The organism is Agrobacterium sp. CCNWLW155 (assembly GCF_036888815.1).
In the GTDB taxonomy this organism is placed as follows: domain Bacteria; phylum Pseudomonadota; class Alphaproteobacteria; order Rhizobiales; family Rhizobiaceae; genus Agrobacterium; species Agrobacterium radiobacter.
The window spans coordinates 244,377-260,431 of record NZ_JBAKFW010000007.1 but is presented as its reverse complement, the minus strand read 5'-3'; the positions used below and the strand labels follow the sequence as shown (position 1 = coordinate 260,431).

Sequence of the window (16,055 nt, the reverse complement as noted above, 5' to 3'; positions counted from 1 at the left end):
CCCCACCAAACAAGTCAACACAGCAATATCAAAAAAATCAAGAAATGTGACAGATCCCTGATTTTAAAAGGGAATTTCGTTTTCATCAGCCGATCGGCATAAAACCACCCCGCCGTGCCTGTGGTTTTGCACAGGAGAACAGCCCAACGGGCGGCAAGGCGGGTCTCGCGCCTTCTTTTAGCCCCCTTCCTCGCTAATTGCTTTGCCAACGAAGCGTTAATACGAGACATGCCTGCGCGTGTCCTTATATGGGCTGTTGCGGCATGTCCGCCGGTGCGTCGACCGATTTGACTCACGGCTATGAAAGTTGCACACCTTCGCCTGAAGTTTCTGGAGAGCGCATGACCGACGGGGCACAGCTGGTATGACTGCGGATCGCAATGTGATCCGGTCGCTAGGCACAGAACCGCCAATTCTGGCGGAAGGACGCCGTGCACCCGATCGCCGCGAAATTTCGCTCAGATGGCTTTCCGGCACGTTCCTGACCGGCATTACCTCTTCCATATTGATGGGCGTGGCGCTGTTTGCCGCTCTCGACGGCCGCCAGCAGCTTGCCATTCCCGCCGAAGCCTTCGCCAAGGCGGATATGGGCAACAACGCTACGGAAGCCGCCCGTCGGGGCACACGCCTCGTCGCACCGAATATCGCGGCCCGGCCATCCGACCGGTCGATCATGGAAGTCTCCACCGTTATCAATGAAGGCGACAAGGAAGTGGTCCGCAAGGTCCCCTTCTCCCACGTCAAGATCCCGCTGGCGGCAAATTACGCCAAGCAGGACGACTATCCCGCCTTCGATCCCCTGAATATTTTCGCGAGCAACGAGGACAAGGACGCATCGGCGCCCGCACCAAGCCGGACTGGAACGATCTACGGCTCCGAGGTGGAATCCGAAGTCAGCCTGAAGACAGTCGCCTTTCCCGTTCAGCACTCCAAATATCCCTTCGCCGGCTCCCTGAGTTTCGACGAGGTTGAGGAGGCGGTACGTTCGAACGGCTCGATCCTGACGGATGGCAACGAACAGCTTGCCGCGCTCTATTACATCGACCCCCGCCGTTTCGATAATGATGAAGGCGATGTCGATATCACCGCCGGCCTCGCGGCCCGCGTCGTTGAACAGAACATGTCGGTTTCGACCCCGCAGTCAGCCTCGGTGCCCGTCAAGGAATATGCAGACGACGTGATCCCTGCCCGCCAGACCGAGACCATCGAAGCCGCCCTCTTTGGCGCCGGCTATTCGAAGGCACAGTCGTCGGAAATCGCAGGCCTGCTGTCGCCGCAACTCCAGTCGAACAATGTCGAAAGCGGCGACGTGCTGCGCGTCGGCATTATTCAGGAAGACGACAAGAGCGACATCGTGCGCGTGAGCCTTTACCGCAAGGGCCGCCACATGGTCACCATGGCCATTGATGACCGCAAGCGTTTCATCAAGGCCAGCGAACCGCCGAAGCTCGACGCGGTGGCGACCGCCTTCGACAGCACCCCGGCACCTGCCGCCGGTCGCGATCTGCCGAGCGTTTATGACGGTGTCTACCGTGCGGCCCTGGCTTACGGCATGAACCAGAGCATGGTTTCCCAACTCATCAAGCTTCTCGCCAGCAGCGTCGATTTTCAGGCGCAGCTCAAGCCGGCGGATACTTTGGAAGCCTTCTTCTCCGTGGAAGACGCAGATGGCAAGGCGACAGACAAGTCGGAACTGCTCTACGTCAATGCCAAGTTCGGCGACAACGAGACACGTTTTTACCGGTTCCAGAATCCGGACGATAACAGCATCGATTATTTCGACGAGAACGGCAAAAGCATCCGGCAGTTCCTGTTGCGCAACCCCGTTCCTAACGGCCGCATGACCTCAGGTTTCGGCATGCGCCGCCACCCGGTTTTGAAATTCAGCCGCATGCATACCGGCACCGACTGGGCCGCCGCCCGCGGCACGCCGATCATCGCGACGGGCAACGGCACCGTCGAGAAGGCCGGATGGGCCTCGGGTTACGGTAACCAGACCCTGATCCGCCATGCCAATGGCTACGTCTCTTCCTATAACCACCAGAGCGCCATCGCCAAGGGTGTCACCGAGGGCTCCAAGGTCCGACAGGGCCAGGTGATCGGTTATGTGGGGTCGACCGGCCTTTCGACCGGCGCGCATCTGCATTACGAGCTAATCGTCAACGGCACCAAGGTGGACGCGATGAAGGTGCGCCTGCCGGGTGGCAAGTCGCTTTCCGGCGATGCGCTCGCGCGGTTCTCCGATGAGAGAAAACGTATCGACAATCTGCTGAATATTGACGAAAAGCCCAATCAGGTGGCGAGCCGCTAATTCGCCGGACCTTTACCGCCCGAAAAGCTGCCAAATGAAAAGGGCTCCGTTTCCGGAGCCCTTTCGTTTTATGCCGCATCGGCCGTTTCGGCTTCGGCCTCGCCCTTTGCGGGCTTGACCTTGAACAGCAGCCGGTCGGTGCCCGAGGTCACCTTGACCCGCGAACCGTCAGGAACTTCACCGCCGAGGATCATTTCGGCAAGCCTGTCCTGAACCGCCTTCTGGATCACCCGCTTCAGCGGACGCGCGCCGTAAGCCGGATCGTAACCCTTGTTGGCAAGCCAGCTGCGGGCATCCTCATCCAGTTCGAGCGAAATCTTGCGATCGCCGAGCAGCGAGATGAGACGCTTCAGCTGGATTTCGACAATTGCACCCATCTCATCGCGCCGCAGGCGGTGGAAGAGGATGATATCGTCGATACGGTTGAGGAATTCCGGCCGGAAATGCGACCGGACCCGCTCCATCACCAGATCACGAACCGAATCCACATCGTCATTGTCGCCCATCTGCGTCATGAATTCCGAGCCGAGGTTCGAGGTCATGATGATGATGGTGTTCTTGAAATCGACGGTGCGGCCCTGGCCGTCCGTCAGACGGCCATCATCCAGCACCTGCAGCAGGACGTTAAAGACGTCAGGATGCGCTTTTTCAATCTCGTCGAACAGCACGACCTGATAGGGCCGGCGGCGAACCGCTTCCGTCAGGGCACCACCCTCTTCATAACCGACATAGCCGGGAGGTGCGCCGATCAGCCGGGCAACGGAGTGTTTCTCCATATATTCCGACATGTCGAGACGAACCATCGCGGTTTCGTCGTCGAACAGGAAGCGGGCCAAGGACTTGGTCAGCTCGGTCTTGCCCACGCCCGTCGGGCCCAGGAAGATGAACGAACCGATCGGCCGGTTGGGATCCTGCAGGCCGGCGCGCGAACGGCGCACCGCTTTCGACACCGCCTGAACGGCCTCGCCCTGCCCGACAACGGACTTGGCAAGCTCGTCTTCCATGCGCAGCAGCTTTTCGCGCTGACCTTCCAGCATCTTGTCGACCGGAATGCCCGTCCAGCGGGAAACGACATGGGCGATATTGTCGGCCGTCACAACTTCCTGAACCATCGAACCGACACCGCTGCTGTCGCGGGCTTCCGCCGCAGCCAGTTCCTTTTCGAGGCCGGGAATGATGCCATAGGTCAGCTCGCCAGCGCGCTGGAACTGGCCGTTGCGCTGGGCAATCGCCAGTTCGTTGCGGGCTTCGTCCAGCCGCTTCTTCAAGTCTGCGGCGTGGCCGAGCTTCTGCTTTTCCGCCTGCCAGCGGGCCGTCAGCGCATCTGCCTTTTCTTCCGTATCGGCCAACTCGTCCTCGAGCTTCTTGAGGCGGTCGGCGGAGGACTGGTCCGTCTCCTGCTTCAAGGCTTCGCGTTCGATCTTCAGCTGAATGATGCGGCGATCCAACTCGTCCAGTTCTTCCGGCTTGGAATCCACCTGCATGCGAAGACGCGAAGCAGCTTCGTCCATCAGGTCGATTGCCTTATCAGGCAGGAACCGGTCGGTGATGTAGCGGTTGGAAAGCGTCGCAGCCGCAACCAGGGCCGAATCCGAGATACGGACCTTGTGGTGCTGTTCGTATTTTTCCTTCAACCCGCGCAGGATCGAGATCGTGTCCTCAACGGTCGGCTCATCCACCAGCACCGGCTGGAAACGGCGGGCAAGGGCCGGATCCTTTTCCACATGCTTGCGATATTCATCGAGCGTGGTGGCGCCGACGCAGTGCAACTCACCACGGGCAAGGGCGGGCTTCAGGAGGTTGGACGCATCCATCGCGCCATCGGCCTTGCCGGCGCCGACCAGCGTGTGCATCTCGTCGATGAACAGGATGATGCCGCCATTTTCGGCCTGCACCTCGTTCAGCACAGCCTTCAGACGCTCTTCAAACTCACCGCGATATTTCGCACCGGCAATCAGCGCGCCCATATCGAGCGCCATCAGCTTCTTGTCCTTCAGGCTTTCGGGCACATCGCCATTGACGATGCGCAACGCAAGACCTTCGGCAATCGCCGTTTTACCGACACCGGGTTCACCGATCAGCACGGGATTATTCTTGGTACGGCGCGACAGGACCTGAATAGTGCGACGGATTTCGTCGTCGCGACCGATCACCGGATCGAGCTTGCCTTCGCGGGCTTCCTCCGTCAGGTCGCGGGCGAACTTCTTCAGCGCGTCAAAGCCCTGTTCGGCGTTGGCGCTGTCAGCCGTGCGGCCCTTGCGGATGTCGTTGATGACCTGATTGAGCGCCTGCGCCGTTGCACCCGCCTTCTTCAGGGAAGCCGAGGTGGAAGCGGAGCTTTCAATCGCAAGCGCCTGCAGAAGACGCTCGACGGTGACAAAACTGTCCCCGGCCTTCTTGGCAAGATCTTCCGCGGTCGAGAACACTTTGGCGAGCGGCGCGGTGAGCGAAAGGCCACCATTTCCACCGGAAACCTTGGGCAATTTTGCAAGTGCCGCATCATTGGCAAGACGCGCTTCCTTGGCGCTGCCGCCGGCGCGCTCGATCAGCGATGCCGCCATGCCCTGCTCGTCATCGAGCAGAACCTTCAGAACGTGTTCAGGCGAAAACTGCTGATGGTTTTCGGCAAGCGCAAAGGTCTGCGCCGATTGCAGAAAACCACGAACGCGCTCGGAGTATTTTTCAATATTCATAGTCAAACCTCCATAGACCGGCCCGCCCGCTTTCGGCACGGCTCCGGGTGTTAGGGTTGAGGCTCCCTCAAAAGGCAAGCCCCGCTACGACAGCCGTGTTCAAAGGATTTCACGATCGCCGCCTCTTGAAGGTCGGTCGCCGGCGAATGCGGCTTCCGTCCTTCCTGCACGAATATGGGAGGCATTTTCATCGGTTTAAAGGGGAGAAAATCCACCATCCGGGAAATTTTCATCCGAACTGACAGGCGTCAATTCGCCGCGTGAAATCCACGCTGACGGCCAGCGGAATGTTCATAGCCAATCGCAAAAAACAAAAAACTCCGGCAAGCCGGAGTTTTTCGATCGCAGAGTGGTTTGCAGAAGCTGCTTATTCGGCAGCGTTCTCAAGCGTGGCAGGTGCAGCGTCGTCACCGGCCGGCGCATCTTCGCCTTCGGCGCCTTCCGCAGCGGCGGTGCGGCGCGGACGGCGCGGGCGCGGCCCTGTTGCACGGCGTGTCTTCGGTGCACGTTCAGCCGTCGGAGCCTCCGCCTGCTGCTGCTCTTCCTCAACGGCCACTTCCATGGGAGTGCCTTCGATGACCGGCTGCGGCGCCTGGCTGGCGTCGTAAACCGGCGGCTGCTGTTCGGCGGCCACCTGCGGCTGGCGCGGCTGACGTTCCTGCCGCTCGCGGCGGTCCGGACGCTCACGACGCTCCTGGCGCGGTTCGTTCCGCTCAGTACGCTCCTGGCGTTCGGGCTGCTGCGCGCGCTCGACCTGTTCGGCCTGCTGCTGCGGTGCAACGACGCCTTCATCGCCGTCATTCACATCCATATCGTCGCCATCGGCACCGCTATATTCGCCGCGATCGTCGCGCTGGAAGCGTTCCTGCATCTGGGCCTGAGCCGAAGCGATGATGCGGTTATAATGTTCAGCGTGCTGCAGATAGTTCTCAGCGATCACGCGGTCGCCGGAACTCTGCGCGTCGCGCGCCAGAGCCGCGTATTTTTCCGCTATGTGCTGGGCTGTGCCACGGATTTTAACATCGGGGCCGGAGCTGTCATAAGTCCTGGTGAGCGGGTTGCCGCCCTTGCGGTTGAAGTTGTTGTTGTTACCGCCACCATTGTTATTGTTGTTGCTTCCACGCCCCCGGCCGCGCTTGTTTTGCTGTCCTGGCCTCATCAATTGCTCACCTGAATTCTGTTTTGCTGACAATCTGGTTGTTTTCATGCAATTCCGGGCGGAAAACCGCTGGAAATTTTTCCTGAAATTGCTCCATCACGCGCCTTGCCGAAGATAACCCCGGGACAAGACCTCGCGTATGACGACCGGCTGCGCAAATGCTGCACCGAGCCGCCTGCGAACAAAGTTTACTGATTCACATGCCGGAAACGCCCAGCCTTTCAGGGCTCTCAAAAGAACCCGCTTCGGGACTGACCCATACCCTGACGAATCTGTGTTCGTCCTCAGCCACCCGGCATGTGGCCGCAAACTATCCCGCTTCATGCGGAAATCCAAGCCTTTTCTTTTGCTGTGCAAAATATCCTTGCAAAAAATCCGCAGACATATCGCGAACAACTATCTCCGGAAGGTCAAAACTCTGTCGTTACCGCCATAATCCTTCACGGCGTCCAGAAGAGAGAAGCCGTGGGAAGCAAATATAGCGGAAACATCAAGCCTTTGATCGAAACCGATCTCCACACCGACAATCCCGTTTTCCACAAGAAAGCGGCCTGCATCGGCAGCGATGAGGCGGTACGGTGCAAGGCCGTCCTGACCTCCGTCCAGCGCCGCCATCGGATCGTGGTTACGAACCTCTTGGTCAAGCGTTGCGACGATATCAGTCCTTATATAAGGCGGATTCGACACAATTATGTCAAAGCTGCCAGAGATTTTTTCAAACCAGTCGCTGCGTATGGTCTCAAAGCGCGCGCCAAGATCATTTCGGGCCGCATTCCTGGCCGCCGTTTCCAGCGCATCGGCGGAAATATCGCTGCCGATGCCGGTGGCATCGGGGCATTCTTTCAACAGCGCCAGACAGATCGCGCCCGTGCCGGTGCCCATGTCCAGAATGCGGGCGCTGCCCTTGGCGGAGATGGCTTTTTTCAGCTCCGGCAACAGCGTGTCGACCAGAACTTCCGTATCCGGCCGGGGCTCGAGCGTCTCCTTTGACAGAAGAAGATCGAGGCCATGAAATTCCCGGTGGCCGAGAATGCGGTGAACGGGTTCGCCATTCGCCCGCCTTTCGATCATGGTGGCGATACGGGCGCTTTCTTCCGGCGTAACGACACGATCAGGCTTCATCACGAAATCGGTCAATGAAAAATCGATGACCTCCGCAATCAGGAGCCGTGCATCGAGAAGCGGATCATCGATCCCTGCCGCCTGCAGCCTTTTGCGGGCGGCGGCAAGCGCGCTCGCAACACTCGCTTCGCCCGCCGTACTCAAAGCTGCTCGCCGAGCTGGGCAAGCTGACCGGCCTGATAATCGGCGATCAGCGCATCCACGAGTTCATCGATCTCACCCTCGATCATCCGGTCGAGCTTGTAGAGCGTGAGGTTGATGCGGTGATCGGTGACGCGGCCCTGCGGGAAATTGTAGGTGCGGATGCGCTCGGAGCGGTCGCCGGAACCGACCTGGCTCTTGCGGTCCGCCGAACGTTCGCTCTCCACTTTCTGGCGTTCGATATCGTAAAGCCGCGAGCGCAGAACCTGCATGGCCTTGGCGCGGTTCTGATGCTGGGATTTCTCCGAACTGGTGACGATCAGACCCGTCGGAAGATGGGTGATACGAACGGCGGAGTCGGTGGTGTTGACGTGCTGGCCGCCCGCACCCGAGGCACGCATCGTATCGATGCGAATGTCTTCCGGGCGAATTTCGATATCGATGTCTTCCGCTTCCGGCAGCACGGCAACCGTGGCTGCCGAGGTGTGGATGCGGCCGCCCGCTTCCGTTTCCGGCACGCGCTGCACCCGGTGTACGCCGGATTCGAACTTCAGCTTGGAAAATACCCCTCGCCCGCTGATCGTGGCGATGATTTCTTTGTAACCGCCCGCTTCACCCTCGCTGGCGGAAAGCACTTCGACTTTCCACCCCTTGGTCGATGCGAAGCGCTCATACATGCGGAAGAGATCGCCGGCAAAAAGTGCCGCCTCGGAGCCGCCGGTGCCGGCGCGGATTTCAAGGATCGCGCTTTTTTCGTCCGCCGCATCCTTCGGCAGCAACAGGACCTGCATGTCCTTTTCAAGCTCGCCGATGCGGCTCTCGATTTCCGGCAGCTCCATTTCCGCCAGGTCGCGCATATCCCTGTCGGTCGTCTTGTCAGCAAGCAACGCCTCGAGATCGGCCGCTTCGGAGACCGCCTTCTCGTATTCGCGGATTTTCTTCACTACCGGCTCGAGTTCGGAATATTCCGAAGCCAGCTTCACATAAACATCCGCTGCAGGCCCGGCCGACATACGCGCTTCGATCTCGCCGAAACGTCTTTCCAACTCGCGCATTTTTTCGACGGGAAGCTTCGCCACCAGTTACTCCAATATTGAAACAGGTCTTTTTAAATGGGAATGGAATGCGTCGCCGCAAAGCGTAACAACACCTCGCGCGCGCTTTCCAGCGAATTATGGTCGTCCAGCGCCGCGTTCAGCTCATCGGCAAGGCGTGCGGCATCAAGCCCGAGCAGCATGGCCTTCACGGGGCCGATCGCCGTCGGCGACATCGAAACCGAACGGAAACCGAGACCAATCAAAGCCATGGCCGACAGCGGCTTGCTCGCCATTTCACCGCACAGCGTCACCGAAGTGTGGTGCCTTTCGCCGGCGCGCACGATATCGCGCAGAATGCGCAGGAACGGCTTGCCCAAATTATCGAAACGATCCGAAACACGAGCATTACCGCGATCCACCGCCATCGAGAACTGGAACAGGTCATTCGAGCCGACGGAGACGAAATCCACCTCCTGCATCAGCTCATCGAGCTGCCACATCAGCGAGGGCACTTCCAGCATCGCGCCGAATTGCAGCTTTTTCGGCAGCGCGTGGCTGAATTTCGAGAGATGCTGCACTTCCTTCTGGAGAAGGTCGCGCGCGGCGCGGATTTCGGACACTTCCGTCACCATCGGCAGCATCATGCGCAATTCAGCACCGGAGGCGGCGCGCAGCAGCGCGCGCATCTGCGTGCGCATCAGGCCCGGACGGTCGAGCGACAGGCGGATCGCCCGCCAGCCAAGCGCCGGGTTTTCCTCTTCCTGGCCGCGCATATAGGACACAACCTTGTCGCCGCCGATATCCAGCGTGCGGAAGGTGACGCTTTTTCCCTTCGCCTGCCGCAGAACGGACCGGTAGAAAGCCTCCTGCTCCTCGCCCTTCGGCATGTTGGAGGCAATCATGAATTGCAGCTCGGTGCGGAACAGGCCGATGCCATCGGCGCCGGATTCCTCGAGCTGCGGCAGGTCTACGAGAAGACCCGCATTCATCTTGAGGTTGACTTTCTGGCCATCCTTGGTGATCGGCTCCACATTGCGAAGCGCGCGGAACTGCTCCTGGCGCTTGGCGCGCAGGCGCACCTTTTCCTCATAGGCGCGCTGCAAATCCGACATCGGGCGCAAATGCACCTGGCCGTCATCGCCGTCGATGATGATGGGATCGTTATTTTCAGCGAGGGCGACGATGCCTGTCGCCTGCCCGATGATCGGAATGCCCATGGCACGCGCCACGATGACGACATGGCTCGTCACCGCGCCGTCTTCGAGCACAAGACCGCGCAGTTTTTCGCGCGGATAATCCAAGAGTTCGGCGGCACCCATGGCGCGGGCCAGAACGATGGCGTCGAGCGGGAAATCCTGCTCAGGACCACGCCCGCCGAAACCGATGAGCTGGCGCAGCAGCCGGTTGGCGAGATCGTCGAAATCATGCATGCGTTCGCGCAGGTAAGGATCGGTCAGGCGCATCATGCGCGCCTTGGTGTCGCTCTGCACCTTTTCGACAGCCGCTTCCGCCGTCAGGCCGTTGCGGATCGCCTCTTCCATGCGGCGTACCCAGCCCTGATCGTGGGCAAACATGCGATAGGTTTCGAGAACTTCGCGATGTTCTCCTTCGGTCGGCACGTCACGGCGCTGCAACATGTCGTCGATCGACAGGCGTAGCGACCCAATGGCATCGGCAAGACGCCGGATTTCCGTATCCGCATCTTCATTGAGGAGATTGGTGACGACAATGCGGGGATCGTGCAGCACGACGTGACCAAGACCGATGCCTTCGCCATAGGCGTCGCCATCGATGGAAACGGCACGCGTCAGATCAAGCTCCACACCGGGGCGGGTGATCTTTTTCAACTCGCCGCTCGCCACTATTTCAGCGATAAGCATCGCGGTTGTCTCGAGCGCTTCAATTTCATCCTCCCGGTATGTTCGGCTGGCCTTGTTCTGGACCACAAGAACGCCAAGAGTGCGACCGGAGCGCAAAATCGGCACGCCGAGGAAGGAATGATAAATTTCCTCACCGGTTTCAGGAAGATAGCGGAAAGCCGGATGCGCCTGCGCATCGGAAAGATTGAGCGGCTGGGCCGAAGCGGCAATCGTGCCGACAAGACCCTGCCCCATTTTCAGCTGTGCGAGATGCACGGCATCCTTGTTGAGACCTTCGGTGGCGTAAAGTTCCAGCACGCTGTCGGAGCGCAGCACGTAGACCGAGCAAACCTCCGCCACCATGTTGCTGGCAATCTGACGGACGATCTGGTCCAGACGGTCCTGCGGTTCAAGGTGCTCCGCCATCATTTCGCGCAGCCGCTTGAGCAGGACGCGCGGACCTGCGGAAAGGTCTCTCATCGCGTTTGCTCCCCGACGCTTCCGATCCGAATGTCATAATATTCGAGAATCAAAACGTCATTTAAAAATTTATAGCGCGAGAAGCGCGTCCCGCAAGGGACACGCTTTCATGAAACGCCACATCGGAAGAACGCAACTCCGAAGAATCGGAGCATCGGGAACCGATGTCTCGGCTTCAAGCCTTATCGAGGCCGTAGGCGGAATGCAAAGTGCGGACCGCAAGTTCGGCATAGGCGCCGTCGATCAGGATCGAAATCTTGATCTCGGACGTAGTGATCGCCTTGATGTTGATGTTCTTCTCGGCAAGCGCCTTGAACGCGCTGGCGGCAACGCCGGCGTGGCTGCGCATGCCGATGCCGATGACGGACACCTTGGCAAGGCCGGTTTCGTTCTGTGCGACGTCGAAACCGATCTGGGCCTTGTTGTCATCCAGAACCTTCAGAGCCTTGGCAACATCGCCCGAGGGAACGGTGAAGGTCATGTCGGTGCGCGAACCATCTTCGGAGATGTTCTGCACGATCATGTCGACATTGATATGCGCTTCAGCGAGCGGCCCGAAGATCGCGGCCGAGACGCCCGGACGGTCGGCCACGCGGCGCAGCGAGATCTGTGCTTCATCCTTGGCATAGGCGATGCCGGTTACGACTTCCTGTTCCACGATTTCATCCTCGTCACAAATCAAAGTACCGGGCGGGTTGATGAGGTCGCCCATGCCCGGCGCATCGGGATCCTCGAAACTGGAGCGAACGAAGGTGCGCACCTTGTGTACCATGGCAAGCTCGACCGAGCGAACCTGCAGAACCTTCGCGCCGAGAGACGCCATTTCGAGCATTTCCTCGAAGGCGATCTTCTTCATGCGGCGAGCCTTGGGCTCGATGCGCGGATCGGTGGTGTAGACGCCATCGACGTCAGTGTAGATGTCGCAGCGATCTGCCTTGACGGCGGCAGCGATGGCGACAGCGGACGTATCCGAGCCGCCGCGACCGAGCGTCGCGATGCGGTTGTCAGGACCGATACCCTGGAAGCCGGCAACGACGGCAACCTGGCCTTCGCCCATGCGGTGGACGATATCCGAACCGTCGATCTCGAGAATGCGGGCGGCGCCATGCGCATTGTCGGTGCGGATCGGGATCTGCCAGCCCTGCCAGGAGCGCGCATTGATGCCCATGGATTGCAGCGTGATCGCCAGAAGACCCGATGTCACCTGTTCGCCTGATGCGACAACCGCGTCATATTCGCGCGCGTCGAAGAACGAAGCGGCGTTGGCGCCGGCAACCTTCGCGGCGTTCTGCACCCAGTCCACCAGCTCATTGGTTTTGCCGGACATGGCGGAAACGACCACGGCCACTTCATGGCCGGCATCCACTTCGCGTTTCACATGCCGTGCGACATTGTGAATGCGTTCGAGGTTCGCGACGGACGTGCCGCCGAATTTCATGACAATGCGAGCCATAGCCTTGACCAGTACCATCCCATTTTCCCGCCGGCTCCCTCTGGAAACGGACGGACAAGAACAAACCCAGTCGGCCCTTCCTGACAAAGAGCCTCAAGTTGCGGGTCTCTTAGCGAAAAGGCGGGGGGCACGCAATGCCGTTTATGAACCATGCGGTACGCCTTTTTCGGGAGCCTGAGCATGGAACAATGGCGCAAGGAAGCGCCGGCGGGATAAAGCACACGCAAAAGAGCGTACCGCAGTGCACTGTACAAACGGGCCCATTCGCAGTATGAGCGCGGCAATGCAACCGGCCAGATGGCCGAAATGGCCTGTATCGGCTGCCCCGGAGACTTTAGGACCTATTGGTTTCGGGCGGATGCGGGCAGCTTCATATCCGAAAGACGGTAGATGACAGACACCCAGGGTATCGCCCCGGCGATCGCGCAGGCGTTGGAAAAACGCGGCTACAAAGATTTGACCCCCGTGCAGCAGGCCATGCTTGCGCCGGAACTCGCCGACAAGGACGCGCTGGTTTCCGCGCAGACCGGTTCCGGCAAGACGGTCGCCTTCGGCATCGCGCTTGCGACCACGCTGCTGTGTGACGACAACCGCTTCGGACAGGCTTCCGCGCCGCTGGCGCTTGCCATTGCGCCAACCCGCGAACTGGCCATGCAGGTCAAGCGCGAACTGGAATGGCTTTATGAGTTTGCCGGTGTTTCCATTGCCTCCTGCGTTGGCGGCATGGACATCCGCAATGAGCGGCGGGCGCTGGAGCGCGGCGCGCACATCGTCGTCGGCACGCCCGGTCGTCTCTGCGACCACATCAAGCGCAATGCACTTGATCTGTCCTCCATCCGTGCGGTTGTGCTTGACGAAGCCGACGAGATGCTCGACCTCGGTTTCCGCGAAGATCTGGAATTCATTCTGGAAGAATCGCCCGACGATCGCCGCACGTTGATGTTCTCGGCCACCGTGCCGCGCAGCATCGCCAAGCTTGCCGAAAGCTACCAGAAGAATGCCGTGCGCATCGCCACTGCTTCCGAACAGAAGCAGCATGTGGATATCGAATATCGCGCCATGCTGGTGTCCCCGGCAGACCGCGAAAACGCCATCATCAATGCGCTGCGCTTCTATGAAGCCCGCAACGCCATCGTTTTCTGCTCCACCCGTGCGGCCGTCAACCATCTGACAGCGCGACTGAATAATCGCGGCTTTGCCGTCGTGGCGCTGTCGGGCGAATTGACCCAGAACGAGCGCACCCATGCGCTGCAGGCCATGCGCGATGGCCGCGCCCGCGTCTGCGTTGCGACCGACGTTGCCGCGCGCGGCATCGACCTGCCGGGTCTCGAACTCGTCATACACGCCGACCTGCCGACCAATTCCGAAACGCTTCTGCACCGTTCCGGCCGTACCGGCCGCGCCGGTCAGAAGGGCGTTAGCGCCATCGTGGTGCCGGTCAACCAGCGCCGCAAGGCAGAACGCCTGCTTGAGGGCGCCAAGGTCAGCCCAGCATGGGTTCGTCCGCCTTCCGCCGAAGAGATCGTCGAGCGCGACGGCGCCCGGCTTCTGGCCGATCCTTCGCTGACCGAGGCTGTAGCCGACGACGAACGCGATTTCGTCACCAAGCTCCTGGAACAGCATGGCGCGGAAAAGGTCGCCGCCGCTTTCGTGCGTCTTTACCACGCCGGACGGTCTGCACCTGAAGACATCACGGAAGTCTCGCTGGACAACAGCCGCAAGCCGCGCCGCGACAGTTTCGAGACGGTCGAAAACGATGCCCCGCGCCGCGAACGCTCCGATTTCGCCGACAGCGCGTGGTTTTCGCTGTCCGTCGGCCGCAAGCAGAGCGCCGAGCCGCGCTGGCTCATCCCCATGCTCTGCCGCTTCGGCAAGATCACCCGCCAGGATATCGGCGCGATCCGCATGCAGCAGACGGAGACCTTCGTGGAACTGGCGGCCGATGCCGTCGACCGTTTCACCTCCGCCATCGGCAAGGACATGATGCTCGAAAAGGGCATCCGTCTGAAGGCTCTGGAAGGCAAGCCGGAAATAACCGGCGGCTTCCGCGAAGATACGCGTCCGGCCAAGGCCCAGCGCAAGTTCAGCAAATCGGACAATGCGGCCGCTCCCCGCGACGACCGCAAGACTGACGACAAGCCCTGGAAAAAGAAGAAGCCCTTTGGCGACAAACCTAAATACGAGGGCAAGAAGGACAGGCCTTTCGAAAAGCGTGGGCCGAAGCCGACAAAGGGCTGAGGTCGACCCTTCGCAAGCCTCGGAAATTTCGGATCCCGTTCATTCGGGGCCTGAGGCCGGCGGCAAGGTTTCTGCCGTCATGCCGGCCTTGAGCCGGCATCCAGCCACGGCGCTTCGCGCCGTGAGAAGACTCTCCCGCGATCAAGGACTTGATCGCGCCGGCCCCCGGACTAAATCCGGGGTGACGGTGGGGTGCTACGAATTCGCCAAACTATTTGGGTCGCCTCCAACAAAAAAGCCCCGCTTTCGCGGGGCTTTTTTATTTCCATCAATCAAAACGCCTGCAATCAGAACTCCAGCGCGCGGTCGCCGTTTTCGTCCTTGATGCGGTTCGGAAGACCGATCTTGTTCAGAATGTTCAGGAACGGCTTCGGCGGCAGTTCTTCAACGTTCGCCATCTGCTTCACGTCCCATTCGCCTGTCGCAATCAGCATGGCGGCGGCGACCGGGGGAACGCCGGCGGTGTAGGAAATGCCCTGCGAGCCGACTTCCTCATAGGCTTCCTTGTGGTCAGCCACGTTGTAGATGAAGACTTCGCGTTCCTTGCCGTCCTTGATACCCTTGACGATATCGCCAATGCAGGTCTTGCCGACATAATCGGGCGCCAGAGAAGACGGATCGGGCAGCACGGCCTTCACCACCTTGAGCGGCACGACTTCAAGGCCTTCAGCCGTCTTGACCGGCTTCTCCGACAGGAGGCCGAGGTTCTTCAGCACGGTGAAGACATTGATGTAGTGATCGCCGAAACCCATCCAGAAGCGCACATCCGCGCCGTCCATGTTCTTGGACAGCGAATGCACTTCGTCGTGGCCGGTCATGTAGGCCTTCTGCTTGCCGACGACAGGCAGGTCGAATTCCTGGCCGACTTCGAACATCTGGTTCGTCTGCCACTCACCCTTCTGCCAGGAATAAACAACACCGGTGAATTCGCGGAAGTTGATTTCCGGATCGAAGTTGGTGGAGAACCAGCGGCCGTGGCTGCCGGCATTGATATCGACGATATCGACCGAGGTGACCTTGTCGAAATAGTCATCCTTGGCAAGACGCGCATAGGCGTTCACCACACCCGGGTCGAAGCCGACGCCGAGAATGGCGGTAATGCCCTTTTCCTTGCACTCTTCCGCGCGCTTCCACTCGTAGTTTCCGTACCACGGCGGCGCTTCGCAAATCTTGGTCGGATCCTCGTGGATCGCCGTATCCATATAGGCAACACCCGTGTCCATGCAGGCACGAAGAACGGACATGTTGACGAAAGCCGAACCGACATTGATGACGATTTCCACGCCGGTTTTTTTGATCAGGGCTTTCGTCGCCTCGATATCCATCGCGTCAAGCGCATGGGCCTCAAGTTTCACATCAGTCTTGAGGCTCTTCTTTTCGCGTACGGACTCGACAATCTTGCGGCACTTTCCCAAGGTCCGTGACGCAATATGAATGTCTCCCAATACATCGCTGTTCTGGGCGCACTTATGCGCCACGACCTGTGCTACGCCACCGGCGCCGATGATCAGAACGTTCTTCTTCATTTCAGGTGATGCCTCCTTTTCCCCGCAGGGATAAGC

General features: G+C 59.9%; 9 protein-coding genes. 2 read left to right on the top strand and 7 right to left on the bottom strand.

The features are described 5' to 3' along the window. Positions 1 to 364 precede the first annotated feature (364 nt). Positions 365 to 2,311, top strand: a complete 1,947-nt coding sequence (locus tag V6S97_RS20820) for a M23 family metallopeptidase (protein WP_020811344.1) — start codon at positions 365 to 367, stop codon at positions 2,309 to 2,311. Positions 2,312 to 2,379: 68 nt separating this feature from the next. Here the strand turns inward: V6S97_RS20820 and clpB are convergent, their stop codons facing one another. The 6 genes from clpB to V6S97_RS20790 all read right to left on the bottom strand — a co-directional run bounded on the left by clpB (position 2,380) and on the right by V6S97_RS20790 (position 12,255). Further along, entirely contained in the window at positions 2,380 to 5,004 is a 2,625-nt protein-coding gene (gene clpB, locus V6S97_RS20815) for an ATP-dependent chaperone ClpB (protein WP_003508767.1), read from the bottom strand. Between the two features lie 367 nt (positions 5,005 to 5,371). Continuing rightward, on the bottom strand, positions 5,372 to 6,163 hold the full coding sequence (locus V6S97_RS20810; protein WP_099086375.1) for a DUF4167 domain-containing protein: 792 nt from the start codon (positions 6,161 to 6,163) through the stop codon (positions 5,372 to 5,374). A 396-nt stretch (positions 6,164 to 6,559) separates the two neighbouring features. Further along, positions 6,560 to 7,429, bottom strand: a complete 870-nt coding sequence (prmC, locus tag V6S97_RS20805; protein WP_060727492.1) for a peptide chain release factor N(5)-glutamine methyltransferase — start codon at positions 7,427 to 7,429, stop codon at positions 6,560 to 6,562. Then, positions 7,426 to 8,505 (bottom strand): peptide chain release factor 1, encoded by a 1,080-nt coding sequence (gene prfA, locus V6S97_RS20800; protein WP_020811729.1) that lies wholly within the window; start codon positions 8,503 to 8,505, stop codon positions 7,426 to 7,428. Before prfA ends, prmC begins: the two co-directional genes overlap by 4 nt. 29 nt (positions 8,506 to 8,534) lie before the next feature. Then, positions 8,535 to 10,802, bottom strand: coding sequence for a phosphoenolpyruvate--protein phosphotransferase (gene ptsP, locus V6S97_RS20795; RefSeq protein WP_003508762.1), 2,268 nt, complete (start codon positions 10,800 to 10,802; stop codon positions 8,535 to 8,537). Between the two features lie 175 nt (positions 10,803 to 10,977). After that, complete coding sequence (locus V6S97_RS20790; protein ID WP_003508761.1) at positions 10,978 to 12,255, bottom strand: aspartate kinase; 1,278 nt, start codon at positions 12,253 to 12,255, stop codon at positions 10,978 to 10,980. A 390-nt stretch (positions 12,256 to 12,645) separates the two neighbouring features. Between V6S97_RS20790 and V6S97_RS20785 the strand changes: the two genes are divergently transcribed. Then, positions 12,646 to 14,493: a DEAD/DEAH box helicase gene (locus V6S97_RS20785; RefSeq protein WP_112357025.1), complete on the top strand. Its 1,848-nt coding sequence runs from the start codon at positions 12,646 to 12,648 to the stop codon at positions 14,491 to 14,493. A 287-nt stretch (positions 14,494 to 14,780) separates the two neighbouring features. Here V6S97_RS20785 and V6S97_RS20780 read toward each other — a convergent pair whose 3' ends face one another. After that, positions 14,781 to 16,019, bottom strand: a complete 1,239-nt coding sequence (locus V6S97_RS20780; protein ID WP_003508758.1) for a saccharopine dehydrogenase family protein — start codon at positions 16,017 to 16,019, stop codon at positions 14,781 to 14,783. Positions 16,020 to 16,055: the final 36 nt, after the last annotated feature.

Coding starts and splice junctions, on each gene's coding strand:
- V6S97_RS20790 (WP_003508761.1), bottom strand. CDS start 12,255: ATGGCTCGCATTGTCATGAAATTCGGCGGCACGTCCGTCGCGAACCTC.
- V6S97_RS20820 (WP_020811344.1), top strand. CDS start 365: ATGACTGCGGATCGCAATGTGATCCGGTCGCTAGGCACAGAACCGCCA.
- V6S97_RS20810 (WP_099086375.1), bottom strand. CDS start 6,163: ATGAGGCCAGGACAGCAAAACAAGCGCGGCCGGGGGCGTGGAAGCAAC.
- V6S97_RS20785 (WP_112357025.1), top strand. CDS start 12,646: ATGACAGACACCCAGGGTATCGCCCCGGCGATCGCGCAGGCGTTGGAA.
- clpB (WP_003508767.1), bottom strand. CDS start 5,004: ATGAATATTGAAAAATACTCCGAGCGCGTTCGTGGTTTTCTGCAATCG.
- V6S97_RS20780 (WP_003508758.1), bottom strand. CDS start 16,019: ATGAAGAAGAACGTTCTGATCATCGGCGCCGGTGGCGTAGCACAGGTC.
- ptsP (WP_003508762.1), bottom strand. CDS start 10,802: ATGAGAGACCTTTCCGCAGGTCCGCGCGTCCTGCTCAAGCGGCTGCGC.